This is a genomic window from Sphingomonas bacterium (assembly GCF_903642285.1).
Taxonomy (GTDB): domain Bacteria; phylum Pseudomonadota; class Alphaproteobacteria; order Sphingomonadales; family Sphingomonadaceae; genus Sphingomonas.
Genome location: NZ_CAHJWJ010000001.1, coordinates 184,343 through 198,853, shown reverse-complemented (window position 1 = coordinate 198,853; position 14,511 = coordinate 184,343). Strand labels below are relative to the sequence as shown.

The 14,511-nt window shown below is 66.6% G+C and carries 14 protein-coding genes and 2 tRNA genes; 10 read left to right on the top strand and 6 right to left on the bottom strand.

Translation table 11 applies throughout. From position 1 onward, the window contains the following. The first annotated feature begins 27 nt into the window (after positions 1-27). From HUU99_RS00995 to HUU99_RS00980, 4 genes are read left to right on the top strand one after another with little or no spacing between them, the layout of a single operon-like run. On the top strand, positions 28-2,049 hold the full coding sequence (locus HUU99_RS00995) for a lytic transglycosylase domain-containing protein (protein ID WP_174284688.1): 2,022 nt from the start codon (positions 28-30) through the stop codon (positions 2,047-2,049). Next, a complete protein-coding gene (locus HUU99_RS00990; protein WP_174284748.1) occupies positions 2,049-2,540 on the top strand; it encodes a GreA/GreB family elongation factor in 492 nt (163 codons plus the stop codon). Before HUU99_RS00995 ends, HUU99_RS00990 begins: the two co-directional genes overlap by 1 nt. Continuing rightward, complete coding sequence (locus HUU99_RS00985; protein ID WP_174284687.1) at positions 2,537-3,304, top strand: NYN domain-containing protein; 768 nt, start codon at positions 2,537-2,539, stop codon at positions 3,302-3,304. The genes HUU99_RS00990 and HUU99_RS00985 overlap by 4 nt, the downstream gene beginning before the upstream one ends. Further along, the gene (locus HUU99_RS00980) at positions 3,301-3,891 is read left to right on the top strand and encodes a Uma2 family endonuclease (protein WP_254602843.1); all 591 of its coding nucleotides are present in this window, start codon (positions 3,301-3,303) and stop codon (positions 3,889-3,891) included. The genes HUU99_RS00985 and HUU99_RS00980 overlap by 4 nt, the downstream gene beginning before the upstream one ends. A 1-nt stretch (position 3,892) precedes the next feature. Here the strand turns inward: HUU99_RS00980 and HUU99_RS00975 are convergent, their stop codons facing one another. Continuing rightward, a complete protein-coding gene (locus HUU99_RS00975; protein WP_254602842.1) occupies positions 3,893-4,318 on the bottom strand; it encodes a ribose-phosphate pyrophosphokinase in 426 nt (141 codons plus the stop codon). Further along, positions 4,315-5,994 carry an energy-dependent translational throttle protein EttA gene (ettA, locus tag HUU99_RS00970; RefSeq protein WP_174284686.1) on the bottom strand — a complete coding sequence of 560 codons (1,680 nt, stop codon included), beginning with the start codon at positions 5,992-5,994 and terminating at the stop codon, positions 4,315-4,317. The genes HUU99_RS00975 and ettA overlap by 4 nt, the downstream gene beginning before the upstream one ends. A gap of 159 nt (positions 5,995-6,153) precedes the next feature. Between ettA and HUU99_RS00965 the strand changes: the two genes are divergently transcribed. The 4 genes from HUU99_RS00965 (at position 6,154) to HUU99_RS00950 (ending at position 8,449) form a co-directional block, all read left to right on the top strand. Next, positions 6,154-7,566 (top strand): M20/M25/M40 family metallo-hydrolase, encoded by a 1,413-nt coding sequence (locus HUU99_RS00965; protein ID WP_174284685.1) that lies wholly within the window; start codon positions 6,154-6,156, stop codon positions 7,564-7,566. A gap of 130 nt (positions 7,567-7,696) precedes the next feature. Next, positions 7,697-7,963: a hypothetical protein gene (locus HUU99_RS00960; RefSeq protein ID WP_174284684.1), complete on the top strand. Its 267-nt coding sequence runs from the start codon at positions 7,697-7,699 to the stop codon at positions 7,961-7,963. Between the two features lie 110 nt (positions 7,964-8,073). Then, positions 8,074-8,150, top strand: a tRNA-Ile gene (locus tag HUU99_RS00955). Positions 8,151-8,372: 222 nt separating this feature from the next. Continuing rightward, positions 8,373-8,449, top strand: a tRNA-Pro gene (locus HUU99_RS00950). A gap of 90 nt (positions 8,450-8,539) precedes the next feature. On the opposite strand, the gene HUU99_RS00945 is transcribed toward HUU99_RS00950, so the two are convergent. Further along, positions 8,540-8,785, bottom strand: coding sequence for a hypothetical protein (locus HUU99_RS00945; RefSeq protein WP_254602841.1), 246 nt, complete (start codon positions 8,783-8,785; stop codon positions 8,540-8,542). A 243-nt stretch (positions 8,786-9,028) separates the two neighbouring features. Between HUU99_RS00945 and HUU99_RS00940 the strand changes: the two genes are divergently transcribed. After that, positions 9,029-9,721 carry a hypothetical protein gene (locus HUU99_RS00940; protein WP_174284683.1) on the top strand — a complete coding sequence of 231 codons (693 nt, stop codon included), beginning with the start codon at positions 9,029-9,031 and terminating at the stop codon, positions 9,719-9,721. A 4-nt stretch (positions 9,722-9,725) separates the two neighbouring features. On the opposite strand, the gene HUU99_RS00935 is transcribed toward HUU99_RS00940, so the two are convergent. Both HUU99_RS00935 and HUU99_RS00930 read right to left on the bottom strand, forming a co-directional pair. Beyond that, on the bottom strand, positions 9,726-10,727 hold the full coding sequence (locus HUU99_RS00935) for a polysaccharide deacetylase family protein (protein WP_254602840.1): 1,002 nt from the start codon (positions 10,725-10,727) through the stop codon (positions 9,726-9,728). A gap of 1 nt (position 10,728) precedes the next feature. Further along, complete coding sequence (locus HUU99_RS00930; RefSeq protein WP_174284682.1) at positions 10,729-12,483, bottom strand: HAMP domain-containing histidine kinase; 1,755 nt, start codon at positions 12,481-12,483, stop codon at positions 10,729-10,731. A 184-nt stretch (positions 12,484-12,667) separates the two neighbouring features. Here HUU99_RS00930 and HUU99_RS00925 point away from each other — a divergent pair, with 184 nt between their 5' ends. Next, positions 12,668-13,135: an Lrp/AsnC family transcriptional regulator gene (locus tag HUU99_RS00925; RefSeq protein WP_174284681.1), complete on the top strand. Its 468-nt coding sequence runs from the start codon at positions 12,668-12,670 to the stop codon at positions 13,133-13,135. A gap of 68 nt (positions 13,136-13,203) precedes the next feature. Here the strand turns inward: HUU99_RS00925 and HUU99_RS00920 are convergent, their stop codons facing one another. Then, positions 13,204-14,493: a hypothetical protein gene (locus HUU99_RS00920; protein ID WP_174284680.1), complete on the bottom strand. Its 1,290-nt coding sequence runs from the start codon at positions 14,491-14,493 to the stop codon at positions 13,204-13,206. Between the last annotated feature and the right edge of the window lie 18 nt (positions 14,494-14,511).

Below are 14,511 nucleotides of genomic sequence, written 5' to 3'. Positions count from 1 at the left end.
TAAGGGTTCGCCCGGTATCCTGTCCACATGATAGCGGCACTGACCAGACTTGGCGGCAAGACGGGTATCCTGCTGGCCGCGATGGCGAGCGTGTCGGCGTCGAACGGTGTCGATCAGGACCAGCTCGACCGGTATCGCACGCAGATGGCCAATCAGGGCGCGCCGGTCGCGCCCGCCGCCGCGACGCCGACCGACGCGGGTATCGCCGCGACGATCGCGCAGTGGCGCGCGTTGCAGCAGACCGACGCGCTGTCGTTCGACAGCTATGCCGGTTTCCTGACCGCGCATCCCGGCTGGCCGGGCGAGGCCGCCACACGCCGCGCCGCGGAAAAGCAGGCGGGTACGGGATCGCCGGGCGGCGTCGTCGCCTATTTCCGCCGCTTCCCGCCGCAGACCGGCGCGGGGGGTGTCGCGTTCGCCCGTGCGCTCGACGCGACCGGCGCGCATGCCGAGGCGGTGGAAGCCGCGCGGAACGCCTGGCGACGCGGTGCCCTTTCGCCGACGGACGAGGCGTATCTGCAGGCGAGCTTCGGCACCGCCTTCACCCCCTCCGATCAGGATGCGCGGATGGACGCGCTGCTCTGGTCTGGCCAGACCGGCATGGCCGCGCGCCAGTTGCTGCTGGTCGGCCCGGCGCGACAGGGTGTCTTCGCCGCGCGGCTGTCGCTGCGCAGCAACGGCGCGGATGCCGCGATGGTCGCGACGAGCGATGCGGCTCTCTATGCCGGCGATCCGGGCTTCGTCGCCGACCGCGCGATCTGGCTGCGCAACAACAATGGCGGTCCGACCGCGCGCAGCTGGCTCGCCCGGCCGCACAGCTTCGCGACCCCGCCGGGCGATCCGGCGAAATGGTATCAGGTGCTGCTGACCAACGCGCAGGGCGCGAATGCCGACGGCCAGTATCAGCTGGCGTACGACATCGCGCGGCAGGTCGACGATGCCTATCCCGCCGGTACCGACGTCTCGCTGAAATCCTATGCGGAGCGCGATGCCTATACCGATCTCGTCTGGCTGGCGGGGCAGGTCGCGCTGAAGAAGCTCGGGCGTCCGGCGGATGCGTTCACGATGTTCGATCGCTATGGCCGCGGATCGCAATCGCCGCAGACGCGCGCCAAGGGCTTCTACTGGGCGGCACGCGCGGCGGAGGCTGCGGGGCGGTCGACCGAGGCGACGCAATTCCTCGAACGTGCCGCGACCTACCGGGATCAATTCTACGGCCAGCTGGCGACCGAACGGCTCGGCCGCCGTCTCGTGCCGCCGCCGCCCGTCGGCCTCGTCGCCATAGCACCGGCGGATCGTGCGGCGTTCGACGGGCGCGAGGTTGTGCGTGTGACGCGGTTCCTGGGCGGGATCGGCGACTGGCAGGACCAGACGCCGTTCGTGAAGCAGATCGCGCTGGACGCGAAGACGGCCACCGATCACCTGCTCGCGACGCAGTTGGCGCTGGAGATCCACCGCCCTGATCTCGGCGTGATGGTCGGGCGCAGTGCTGCGGCGAACGGTCTGGGAAATTATTCCGCCTCGGGCTTCCCGACCGTCAACGTGCCTGCGGGCTATGAAGATAGCTGGACGATGGTCCATGCGATCGCGCGACAGGAAAGCCAGTTCGACCGGATGGCGGTCAGCCATGCCGGGGCGCGCGGGCTGATGCAGCTGATGCCCGGCACCGCGCGCGAACAATCGGGCAAGCTCGGCCTGCCTTATTCCACCGATGCGCTGACCGCCGATCCGAATCTTTCGATCCAGATCGGCGCGAGTTATTTCCAGCGGATCTACCTGCTTTACGGCAGCTATCCGCTTGCGATCGCTGCCTATAATGCCGGCGGCGGCAATGTGAACCGTTGGCTGGCGGCAAACGGCGATCCGCGGACGGGGCAAGTCGAGATGGTCGACTGGATCGAGGCGATCCCGTTCGGCGAGACGCGCAATTATGTCGAGCGTGTGCTGGAAAATGCCGTCGTGTACGACCTGATGAACGCGCCGCGCGCCAAGAGCAGGGCCTCCGCCGCGCCGCTGTCCTGGTATCTTGGCAAGGGGCGGCCGGGCTGATCGACGACCGTCCGAATTACATCACGCCGGCGGGCTATGCGGCGTTGCGTGCCGAATACGAGTTGCTGTTCGCGACGGAACGGCCCGCTCTGGTCGAGACGATCGCCTGGGCCGCAGGCAATGGCGACCGGTCGGAGAATGGCGACTATATCTACGGTCGCAAGCGCCTGCGTGAGATCGACCGGCGGCTCGGCTGGCTGTCGAAACGGATGAAAGCGGCAAAAGTGATAGACCCCGCCGCGCAACCCGATCGCACCCGCATCTGGTTCGGCGCGACCGTCCGCGTCGTGGACGATGATGACAATGTTCGCCTCCTGACGCTGGTCGGCGACGACGAAACCGACGCGGGGGCCGGCCGCATCGGCTGGCACGCGCCGATCGCACGGGCGCTGCGCGGCGCGGGGCTGGGCGATGTCCGCCGCGTCGTGCTACCGGCGGGCACACGCGATTACGAGATCGTCGCGATCGATTATCCCGGAGCCGACCGATGACCGACATTTCCGCACGCAACGTCGCGCTCTTGATCGATGCAGACAACGCCTCCGCCGCCACGCTCGACCCCGTGCTGACGGTCCTGGCCGAACTCGGCACGGTCAATGTCCGCCGCGTCTATGGCAATTGGACGAAGCCCGGGCTGAAGCCTTGGCAGGAAATGTCGATCAAGCATGGCATCGAACCCCAGCAGCAGTTCGACCTCACCAAGGGCAAGAACGCGACCGACATGAAGATGACGATCGACGCGATGGACCTGCTGTTCCGCGGGCGCATCGACGGGTTCGGCATCATGTCGTCGGACAGCGATTTCATGCCGCTGGCGATGCGGATCCGTCAGGACGGCGTTCCCGTCTACGGGTTCGGCACCAGCCGTACGCCCGAGGGGTTCCGCCAGGCCTGCACCCGCTTCATCGACGTCAGCGCGCTCGACGAAGCGGAAGAAGCTGCGCCGCTGCCCCTGCCCCCGTCGATCGGCGGCGAGCGGACCGTCGCGCCGATCAAAGCCGCGGTTCGCGCCAAGCAGGTGAAAGAGATCGGCCCGGAATTGCTGAAGCTCCTGATCGACGCCTATAACGCGGTAAAGCGCGACGAACGCGGCTATGTCAGCCTGACCGAGATGGGACAGCTGGCGGGTAACCGGTCGAGCTTCGACGCGCGCAACTACGGGTTCAACCGGCTGAGCGACCTGATCGAAACGGTCCCGAACTTCCAGACCGAACGCCGCGACGGCGGGCGGGTGTTCGTGAAGCGGTTGCGGTGATTGGCGGAGCAGGTTATTTTGCTTGCGTGACGCTTCATGAAAACCTCGCACCCGGAAAATACAAGCTGACCGTCGACGACTATCTACATCTCGATGAAACCGGTGTCTTCGGGCCTCATCGCACCGAATTGCTCGACGGGGATATCATCGTCATGAATGCCGAATATCGTCCTCATGGTTGGGCGCGCGACGAACTTGCCTACCGCTTGCGACGTGCGTTGGAACTGTTGGGCAGCGATCTTACGGCAACGAGCGGGAGCGTTCATGCGTCCGGTCATGATATGCCAATGCCGGATATCACGCTGACGCGTGAGCCGCGCGGCCAAGGCGCAATACCACTAGCCTCGGTCGCATTGGTCGTGGAGATATCGTCGACGACGCTGCGGCGCGATACCGCGGACAAGGTAGCGATCTACGCTCACGCTGGGATCGCCGAATATTGGGTGGTAGACGTGAACGCCCGCGTGATCCATCAAATGTGGAATGTAGCCGGAGACACTTATGCCAGTCGGCATGACGTGGCATTTGGCGATCCGATCGAAGCATCGACCATCCCCGGGCTGAAGGTCGAAACCAGCGATCTTTGACCTAAGACCTATCGGTCCTACCCGCCCAATAATCGAACGCCGCTTGCTGGAGCCGGTCGACATAGGCGCGCGCTACCGATCCTTCCCACGTCGGCGCATCCCGCCCCACCCACCAGCCCTGCCCCGGCAGCCGGTCGCCTTCGCGCACCACCAATACCGCCAATCCGGGTTCCCCCGCCGCCGCGCCAGCACGGTCGATCGCGTCGAGCGTCCGACAGACTGCGCGCATCCGCGGTCGGGTGAAGCGGTGGCCAAGCTTGCCGAGCAGTTCCGAATAGCTGAGCGCCCGCCCCTCCCGCGCCGCCTCGACCAGTAGCGCCCTGACATGCACGACGTCGCCCAGATCATGTGCGTCGGCGGACACGATCCCCTCGGCCTCCAGCCACTGCGACAAGGTGCCGCCGAAGCCGGAGGCCGCGCGAGTCACCGCGTCAGCTTCTTGTACGCCAGCCGCGTCGGGCGATCCGCCGCGTCGCCCAGGCGGCGGCGCTTGTCCTCCTCGTAGCTCTCGTAATTCCCCTCGAACCATTCGACATGGCTGTCGCCCTCGAACGCCAGGATGTGCGTGCACAGGCGATCGAGGAAGAAGCGGTCGTGGCTGATGACCACCGCGCAGCCGGCGAACGTCTCCAGTGCTTCTTCCAGCGCGCGCAGCGTCTCGACGTCGAGATCGTTGGTCGGCTCGTCGAGCAGCAGGACGTTGCCGCCCTCCTTCAGCATCTTCGCCATATGGACGCGGTTGCGCTCGCCGCCGGACAATTGCCCGACCTTCTTCTGCTGGTCGGGCCCACGGAAGTTGAACGCGCCGACATACGCGCGCGTCCCCATCTCCTGCTTGCCGAAGCGGAAGATCTCCAGTTCGTCGGAAATTTCCTGCCAGACATTCTTGTTTGGATCGAGATCGTCGCGGCTCTGGTCGACATAGCCGAGCTTTACGGTCGACCCGACCTCGATCGTGCCGGTATCGGGCGTTTCCTGCCCGGTGATGAGCTTGAACAGCGTCGATTTGCCCGCGCCGTTGGGGCCGATCACGCCGACGATACCACCGGGCGGCAGCGTGAAGTCGAGTCCGTCGAACAGCAATTTGTCGCCATACGCCTTGGTCAGACCCTTCGCCTCGATCACCTTGCCGCCGAGCCGTGCGGGCAGCTGGATCAGGATCGCAGCCTTGCCGGCGACGCGGTTCTCCTGCTTCTCCATCAGCTCGTCGAACGCCCGGATGCGCGCCTTGCTCTTGGTCTGGCGGGCTTTGGGGGTCTGGCGCATCCAGGCGAGTTCGTCGGCGATCGCCTTCTGCTTGCCCTGTTCCTCGCGCTCTTCCTGCTCCAGGCGTTTGGCCTTCTTCTCCAGATAGCCGGAATAATTGCTCTCGTACGTATAATAGCGCCCGCGATCGAGTTCGAGGACCCAGTTGACGACGTTATCCAGAAAGTAGCGGTCGTGAGTCACGAGGATGACGTTGCCGACATATTCCTTCAGGTAGTTTTCCAGCCACGCGACGCTTTCGGCGTCGAGATGGTTGGTCGGTTCGTCGAGCAGCAGGATGTCGGGCTTTTCCAGCAACAGCTTGCACAGCGCCACCCGGCGTTTCTCGCCACCCGACAAATTGGTCACCGCCGAATCGCCGGGCGGGCAGCGCAGTGCTTCCATCGCCTGTTCGAGCTGACTGTCGAGCGCCCAGCCGTCGACCGCGTCGATCTTCGCCTGCAGGTCGCCCATTTCCTCCATCAGCGCGTCGAAATCGGTGTCGTCCTGCGGATCGCCCATCTCCGCGGAGATCGCATTGAACCGGTCGACCAGATCGGCCACCGGCCGCACCCCGTCCTTGACGTTGCCCATCACGTCCTTCGACGCGTCGAGCTGCGGCTCCTGCGCCAGATACCCGACCTTGATCCCTTCCGCGGCCCAGGCCTCGCCGACGAAATCGGGGTCCATGCCGGCCATGATCTTCATCAGCGTCGATTTGCCGGACCCGTTGGGGCCGATGATGGCGATTTTTGCGCTGGGAATGAATTGCAGGTGGATGTTGTTAAGCACGGGCTTGTTCGCGCCCGGGAAGGTCTTGGATAGACCCTTCATGACATAGGTATATTGGACGGCCATGTGGGGGCTCGCGCTCCTGAGGACTGGGCTGGAGATTGCCGTTCCCTCTAGCGTCCCGCCATGACGAACGCCACCCTGACGCAGCACCGCTCGGACCGCTTGCCGGATCGGGCCTTTGGCTCCTACCAAGGGGTGACATCCATCCGACGGGAGTGACCGATGAAGCGCCTCAACCTCGCCTTGCTGACGATCGTGGCGGTTGCGATACCTGCTGTCGCGCAACGTACCGCACCCACCGCCGTCCCCGTCGATCCGAAGGTGGCCGCGCTGCGCGACAAGGCGATGGGCGACGACACCGCCTTCAAGATCGTCGAGGGACTGACGACCGAAGTCGGTCCGCGGCTGGACGGCACCGAAGCGGAAGAGCGCGCACGGACCTGGGCGGTCGCCAAGTTGAAGGCGCTGGGGTTCAGAAACGTGCATGTCGAACCCTATCAGCTCGACACGGTCTGGCTGCGCGGAGAGGGAAGTGCGGAGGTGATCGCCCCCTACCCGCAGACGCTGCGCCTGGCCGCGCTCGGCAATTCGGGCGCGACCCCCGCGGCGGGCCTGACGCTGCCGGTCGCCTATTTCCACACGCTGTCCGATTTGATGGCGGTGCCCGACGGCAGCCTGGGCGGTCGGATCGCTTTCGTGTCGAACCAGATGGCCCCGACGCAGGACGGTTCGAGCTATGGCAGCCAGGGTGCCGCGCGTTTCGTCGGCCCCGCCATCGCCGCGAAGAAGGGGGCGGCGGCGATCGTGATCCGGTCGATCGGTACCGACCATGGCCGCGGGCCGCATGCGGGTGTCACGAACTTTCCCGCCGGCGTCGCGCCGATCCCTGCCGCCGCGCTGTCGGTCGCCGATGCGGAAAATCTCGAACGGATGCTGCTCCTCGGCAAGCCCGTTACACTGCACCTGACCCTGACGCCGACCGTTGTCGGACCCCGCACGTCCGGCAACGTCGTCGCCGAAGTCCCGGGTAGCGATCCGAAGGCGGGGATCGTGCTGATCGGCGGTCATCTCGACAGCTGGGACCTGGGTACGGGCGCGATCGACGACGGCACCGGTATCGCGATCACGACCGCGGCGGCCAAGCTGGTGATGGATGCCCCCGGCCGGCAGCGCCGCACCATCCGCGTGGTCTGGTTCGGCGACGAGGAGACGGGCGGCTTCGGCGGCGTGGCCTATGCCAAGGCGCATGCCGGCGAACGCCACGCGACCGCCAGCGAGTCCGATTTCGGGGCCGACCGGGTATGGCGGATGAACCTCAACCTGCCCGAAAGCGCGGTGGCGGTCGGTGATCGGCTGGCCGCGGCGCTGGCCCCGATCGGCGTCGTGCGCGGGCAAGAAAAGGCAGGGGACGGCACCGATGTCGAACCCACGCTGGCGACGGGGGTGGCCGCGATCGATCTCAACCAGTCGGGTCTGCGCTATTTCGACTGGCATCATACGCCGGAAGATACGCTGGACCGGGTCGATCCCGAACAACTGCGCCAGAACGTCGCCGCCTGGACCGCGATGCTGGCGATCGTCGCCGACGCGCCGGAGGATATCGGTTCGGTCGCACCGCGCGGTGGACGTCCCTGAACGGTATCGGCAGGCGACCCGAACATTAGCGGACGATGAATTGGGTTTGACGCGTGCGGAAGCTCGGCTATGAAAAACGCCTCGCGACGGCAATCGGGTCGGCCGCGAATTTATGCTTGGGAGCATACGAATGAAGAAGATCGCCTTTGTTCTCGCTGCCGCCGGCCTGATGACCGTGGCTGCCTGCCACAAGTCGCCCGAAGCCGCCGCAGTCGAAAACAACGCAGACATGCTGGCCGACAACATGGAAATGCAGGCCGACAACATGGACGCGGTTGCCGACAACACGTCGAACGTCACGACCGCTGCCGTGATGTCGAATGCCGCCGACAACATGAACGCCGCGGCCAGCAACGTCCGCGACGATGCCAAGGCGACGACGAAGAACATGCAATAAGCCCGATCGGGCGTCCGCGCCCGGTCGCTGCTGCCGGAAAGGGCGTCTCCAGACGGGGGCGCCCTTTTTCGTTGCAGCGGACGCTCGCTCGGCTAGGAACGGGCGCGCGTGGGCCTGTAGCTCAACTGGTTAGAGCTGTCCGCTCATAACGGATAGGTTGCGGGTTCAAGTCCTGCCGGGCCCACCATTTCGCGCCGGTTCGCGCCGGGCAAGCTGTAACGGAGCTACAACGCGCCTCAAGGCGCGAACGGCAGGCGGCGCGTAGAGCGCCGTCCGGGTTTGTGCGTCGCACTTCGCCCTTGCTATCGGCCCCCCGTCGCGGCAAAGCCGCGCCGTCGGTCGCGCTTTGGCGCGCCGTCCGGGTATGCGCGTCTGACGATTAGCTACGCTGATCGACTGCGCGCTTCACCGGGGAGTGGCGCAGTCCGGTAGCGCGCCTGCTTTGGGAGCAGGATGTCGCAGGTTCGAATCCTGTCTCCCCGACCATCCTTCAGAACACCGCAGCTATCCGACAACATGGCCAAAAAAAAGGGAAGCCGAAGCCCCCCTTTTCTTCGACATTGAAGCGACCGCCTGTTACGGGCTGGCGGGTTTGTCGCTGTTCTTTGCTACCACCACAATGCCGCCGATCACTACAATAGCCCCGATCAGCGCGATGAGGGCACCGCCGCCCGCAAGTTTGCTTTTGTGGGGCGAAGATGTCGCCACTCGTGCTCCCCCGATGGAAAGCGACGAAGCTGCAATACCAGCCGGTGCCGCCAAAGCCGGCGTCGCAGCCATGCCCATTGCCGCTGCCGCCATCATCAAATGCGCAAGTTTCATCAAGACCTCCCGTTGATTCTCTGGAACCGTACACATGATGACCCCGGTTTACCAGTTTTGTTTGATTGCTTCAGAGTATACGACGGTCGAGTGCGTTACAGACATGTCGAACGCCCAAGGGCCCGGTCGCGGGCGATCCGATCGCGGGTTTTCGCGCCAGAATGTTGAAACGAAAGCGTTTGTGCGTGGTGATGTGTTCGACGGGGGTTGCGCCCGACCGGCCCGTTGCGGCATCGTCGATGGATGATCCGATCCGGTCTCCGGCCAATCCTCGCGATCGGCATGTCCTGCGTCTGCACGCAGGCGCTGGCGGAAACGCCGCGTGATCTGCTGACGCAGGCATCGTTTTTCGATCGCGACCTGGTCAGCGCGCAGCGTCATGTCGAAAGTGCTGCACAGGGGGCCACCGCGATCCTCCAGCGAACCCCGCAAAATAGCGAAGCGGCGCTGATGCGGGCGACGGCGATCGGTTATGATGCGAAGCTGACCGGCAGCCGGTCGCAGGCGATCGCCGCACGCACGGCGTTCGAGACGTTGATCGCGCGCGAACCGCAAAATGCCGAAGCGCAGCTCGCGCTCGGCGCATGGCATGTCGGCGTCGTGTTCAAGCTCGGCCGCTTTCTCGGCCGCGCCGCGCTCGGCGCACAGAAATCGGTCGGGCTCGCGGCGCTCGACCGTGCGGTGGCGCTGGGGGGCAACCGGGCGTTGTTCGCGGGATTGTCGGCGCTGCTCCGGCTGGAACTGGACCCGTCCGATCCGCGCGGGGTGCAACTGGCCGAACTCGCCAGCCACGAGGCGACGCCGACGCCGCTCGACCGGATCATGCAGCGATCCGCGGTCGCGATCCTGACCCCGCTGCGCGCGCATGACGGCCGCGCCACCAAGCTCGCGGCGGCGCAATTGCTTCCCTTCGGTCAGGTCGCCGGAATACCCTGATCGCTCACCCGGCCGCTGCCAGGATTTCGGCGAGCGACGCGTTGGCTACCCCCATCCGGTCGAGCCGGTCGAGGACGGCATCCCACCAATGGTGGAACCGGCGCAGCGCCGCGGCATCGCGGACATACGGGGTATGCCCCGGCACCAGCGAGGGCGAGTGGAAGGAGAGATTGAGCAGCCGAACGCCCTCCCCCACCGCGATCTCGATCGCCTCCAGCGCATCGGCGATCGGCATGTCCTCCGGCGTCAGCGCGATCCGGGATAACAACCCGGCACGCGCGAACAGCCCGCGAGCATGCGGGATGCCGCCGAGCGCGCGGTACAGTCGCGCACCGCCGCGCCGCGCCGCGCCGGTGAAAATGGTCGTGAGCGGCAGTTCGATCATCGCCCCGTCGCGGTAGGCGGCGGTGCCGATCGCGCCGAAGTCCGGACCACCGTCGGCGGCGTAATCGTAGCGCGCCCGAACCGAACTATCGATGCGGTACCCCCGCGCCGCCAGCAGTCCGAGCGTTGCCGGGCCGATCCCGTAGCGGCCGGCGCGATAGGCCAGCGGCGTACGTCCGAACGCGATCTGGATCGCATGGGTCATCGCATCGATCTTCGCCGCCTCCATCGCCGGCGGCAGATTGCCGGCATAGCTGTTGACGCTGGTCAACGATTCGTCGAACGGCGGCGTGACCCAAGCGTGGAGCTGAACCCCGATCGTCGAACGGCGATCGCGAAGGATCTGCGTCAGGATGTCGACCGATCGCGGATCGGTTGCGATCGGATGGTCGACCATGCAGGTCAGCGCGACGCCCCGGTCCGCGAAACGCCGGTGCGCGGCGGGGAATGCCGCCATCGCGGTCGTGGCGCGGTGCTCGCGCGCGGGCGGGGCGGACCAGTCGAACTCCTCCTCGACATCGACGAACAGCGTGAAGCGCGTGCCGAAGGTGGCGGGCCAGTCGATCTGCTGCGCGGGCAGCGGTGGCGGCACACGGTAAGGTCGCGGTCCGCCCCTCGTCACGTCAGTTGATCGATGCCTGCCCCACGCTTCGATCTACGGCCATCGGAAGCCGCAATGTCAAGCCGTCCGCCGCGATCGACAGCCCGCCGCCAAGCTCCGCCGCCAGGTTGCGGGCGAGGCGAAGCGCGAAACCGGTGCCGAGCAACGGCGCGCCCGCCGCGTCGCCGTCGCCGTCGAGGCTGAGCAGCGCCGCATCGTCGGCGACGCGAAGCGCGTGCGGCCGGTCGAACCGGATCGCGACGACAGGCGGATCGGCCAGCATCGTCACCCCGATCCGCTCGCCATTACCGCCGGCAGCGACGAGCGCGGCGGCGAGCCGCGACAGCAGCCGCTCGACCGCGCGGTCGTCGCCGACGATCTGCAATGGTTGTGTCACGGGCTCGACCGCGAGCGCAACCCCGCGGATCGCCGCCAGCGGCGCCAGGTCGGCGACGATACGCGCGATCAGCGGCACGAGATCGATCGTCGTCGGTCGCAATTCCAGCGCACCGCTTTCGATCCGCGCGGCGGTGTCCAGATCTTCGATCGCGCCGATCAGGTCGGTCGCCTGTGCGTGGATCGACTGCGCGCGCTCGCGGTAAGCGGGCGAAACCGGGCCGAGCAGTTCGCTGCCGATCAATTCGGCGAAACCGGCGATGGCGTTGGTCGGGGTACGCAGTTCGTGGACGAGCTGCCGAAGCGAATCGGCACCACCGGCGGGCACGGGAACCGGCGGGGTCGCGCTCTGATCGCGGCGCGGGCGGCGGCCCACGCCGCGAAAACCGCTGAACCGACCGGTGCGGGGTTCGAACGTCGCGGTGCCCGACAGCCGCCACGATCCGGCGGCATCGCTTTGCCCGTCGACCTCCAGCCGCGCATCGTCGAAATCGGCGCGACGGCGGAGCGCGCCACCGGCGGTCGCATCGATCCGGACGGGTCCGTAGGACGATGCGCGCGCCAGGCCAACCCCGACAAGGGCGGCGCGACCGCCGCCCTCCACCCACCGGATCACCCCGGCGGCGTCGGTTTCGAAGCGGAAACCCTCCGCCGGCGGCGAGACGACGGGCGCGGCCTCCCCCGGCTCGGGCCGCGTCCGGTTGAACGCGTCGATCCGCGCGACGAGGTCCGAGATCACGAAGCCGTTCGCACCCGGCGTCGGTGGCGAGCCGGCCTCGTGGCGGCGAAGCGCCTCGGCCACCACCGGCAGACCGCGCGTGACGGTGCCGAGCGGCACGAACGGGGTTTCGCTGAGCGGCGCATCGGGGCGCACCGGCACCGCATCGTTTGCCGGGATCGGCGGCGCTACGACCGGTGCGGCTGCAGGTGCAACGCTTGCATCCGCACCGGGTTGATGATGGATGACGAAATCGGTCGACCCGAAACTCTCGAGCGCGCGCACGACGGGGGCCGGCAGATCGCGGCGATGGCGGAGCACCGATCGCCCGGCGGGGCTCAGCCGCGGCAACAGCGCGACCCAGTCGTCCGCCGCCAGCGTCGCGGTACGAAGCACCGGCGCGGCGATCGCCAGATCATCCTCCGCGAAGAAGCCGACGAGCAAGGCGGGCGGATTGGCGAAGGCGAGCGCCCGACCGCTCGCGGCACGTACCGCGACCGGCACCGATCCCCGCAACATGCCGAGCCGGGCGATCGCCGCGTCGATGTCCGCGATGCGCCGCCGTCCCGCCAGGTCGACCAGTTGCCGCCAAGCCGATTGCGCGCCGAACCCGGTGGTCGCATCCGCCGACAGGATCGTCTTCAGGCTATCGTCGAAACGCAAATGGACGATCCTCGGATCGACGCGGCGCTGCGCCGGTCGTAACGACTCATTAACGCCTTCCGGGAGCAATCGGAACAGGCTTATTGGACGCGTCGCAATGTGGGACAATTGCGTTTGTCCGCAATTATCCTACGTTCGAGGGCGATCTGGGGGTCGAAATGTCCCGTTTTGGAAAGCGATTCGCATGGGGTTCGACCGTATCGATCGGCAGATTCTGGGTCATCTGCAAGCCGATGGCCGGATGACCAATGTCGATCTCGCCGATCGCGTAGGCTTGACCGCGCCGCCGTGCCTGCGGCGGGTACGGGCGCTGGAGGAGGAGGGCGTGATCCGGGGCTACCACGCGGACCTGGACTCGGCACGCATGGGATTTCCGATCACGGTGTTCGCGATGGTCAGCCTGCGCAGCCAGGCCGAAACCGACCTGGCCGCGTTCGAGGCGCATGTCGCCGCGATCCCCGAGGTCCGCGAATGCCACATGCTGAACGGCGAGATCGATTTCATCCTGAAGATCGTTGCGAGCGACCTGCGCGGGTTCCAGGAGATCCTGACCACGCATCTGACCACCGCGCCCAATGTCGCGGGCGTCAAGACGTCGCTCACGATCCGAACCGCGAAATCGGTATCCGGCGTCCCCGTCACGCTCGAATGATACCGCGCGGTACGTAGGACCGGGGCGCGGTCTCCGACGCCCCGCCCCGCTCCCGACACCGTCGCGCGTCAGGCCGTCGGCGGCGCATCGACATAGACCGTCCATAGCTGGGCCACGCCCATTTCCGCCCCGTTTACCGACGCAAATGCGGTCTTCGCGCCCGCCTTGTCCCCGGACCGCGCGAGCGCGATCCCGAGGCGCAGGTTCACCACATCGGCATCGACACCGCCTTTCTGCAGCGCGGCGCGGTAGAGGTCGGCTGCCTTGGCATTGTCGTCCGCGCCGAGATACGCATCCGCGGTCTGCTGCGCGAGCTTGCCGTTGGGTGAAGCCTGCGCCTTCGCCGCCAGCCCCGCCAGCGAGCCCTGGTTCTTCAAGGCTTCCGTCGCCGTCGAACGGAGCAGTTTCGACGCGCTGTTCGTCGCGGGCATCTTGCCCGTCGCCGCGCCTTCGCTGAGCACCGTCAACGTTTCCGCCGGCAGACCGCGATCATAGGCCTTTTGCGCGTAATCGCCGTAATCGACCTGATCGGCGAGCGACTTGGTCGACCGCATCAGGCGGAAGAGGTCGAGTTTCTGCCCGTTGTCGAGCGTCGCGATGCTGCCGTTCTGCAAACCGTAGATCACGATCATGTCGCGCCAGTTCTTCGCGGTCGGATACGCGGTCAGATATTTCCGCATCAGCCCGAACGACCCGGCGTTGTCCTTCGCCGCCAGTTCCTTCGACAGTGCGTAGCGATAATATTCCTCGGGCGCTTTCTGGCCGGCGGCGGTCGCCTTGTCGATCACGCCGTTCAGATCGGCGACGCCGCCGGTGGTATCGCCGCCGTCCATCTTTGCCTTGACGATCAGCATGTCGAGATTTTCGTTGGCGTAGCCGGCCGCCTTCGCCTGCGCGAAGAACTGCGAAGCCTGCGCGAATTGGCGCGCATTATAGGCGATCGCGCCGCGCTGGTAGAGCAGTTGACCGCGCGCCTCGGGCGGTACGTTCGGGCTGGCGATCAGCGTATCGAGCGGGGCGATCAGCGGGGTGTTGTCCTGCGGCGCGTTGGGGTTCGCCGCCGACGCCGCCTGCAGCTTCAGCTGTTCCAGGTTCAACCGGAAATTCGCCGCGAGATATTTGTCGTCGGGCGTCTTCGCGCCGGCTTCGACCTGCGCGACCAGCGGCGTGGCGGTCGCGACGTCCTTCGCGGCGAGCGCGGTCTGCGCGGCCTGTGCGGCCTTGATGATGTCGGGGCTCAGTTTCAGGCCGGGCTTCGCCTCTTCCTTCTTGTCCTTGGCGACCGCCGGCATGGCGACCAGCGCACCCGCGCTACCGGTAAGCGCAAATGCAAACGCCAGCTTCGAGAACGTCTTCATCCGGGAACTCTCCTTGTC

Coding starts and splice junctions, on each gene's coding strand:
- HUU99_RS00995 (WP_174284688.1), top strand. CDS start 28: ATGATAGCGGCACTGACCAGACTTGGCGGCAAGACGGGTATCCTGCTG.
- HUU99_RS00985 (WP_174284687.1), top strand. CDS start 2,537: ATGACCGACATTTCCGCACGCAACGTCGCGCTCTTGATCGATGCAGAC.
- ettA (WP_174284686.1), bottom strand. CDS start 5,994: ATGGCCGTCCAATATACCTATGTCATGAAGGGTCTATCCAAGACCTTC.
- HUU99_RS00965 (WP_174284685.1), top strand. CDS start 6,154: ATGAAGCGCCTCAACCTCGCCTTGCTGACGATCGTGGCGGTTGCGATA.
- HUU99_RS00960 (WP_174284684.1), top strand. CDS start 7,697: ATGAAGAAGATCGCCTTTGTTCTCGCTGCCGCCGGCCTGATGACCGTG.
- HUU99_RS00945 (WP_254602841.1), bottom strand. CDS start 8,785: ATGAAACTTGCGCATTTGATGATGGCGGCAGCGGCAATGGGCATGGCT.
- HUU99_RS00940 (WP_174284683.1), top strand. CDS start 9,029: ATGATCCGATCCGGTCTCCGGCCAATCCTCGCGATCGGCATGTCCTGC.
- HUU99_RS00925 (WP_174284681.1), top strand. CDS start 12,668: ATGGGGTTCGACCGTATCGATCGGCAGATTCTGGGTCATCTGCAAGCC.
- HUU99_RS00920 (WP_174284680.1), bottom strand. CDS start 14,493: ATGAAGACGTTCTCGAAGCTGGCGTTTGCATTTGCGCTTACCGGTAGC.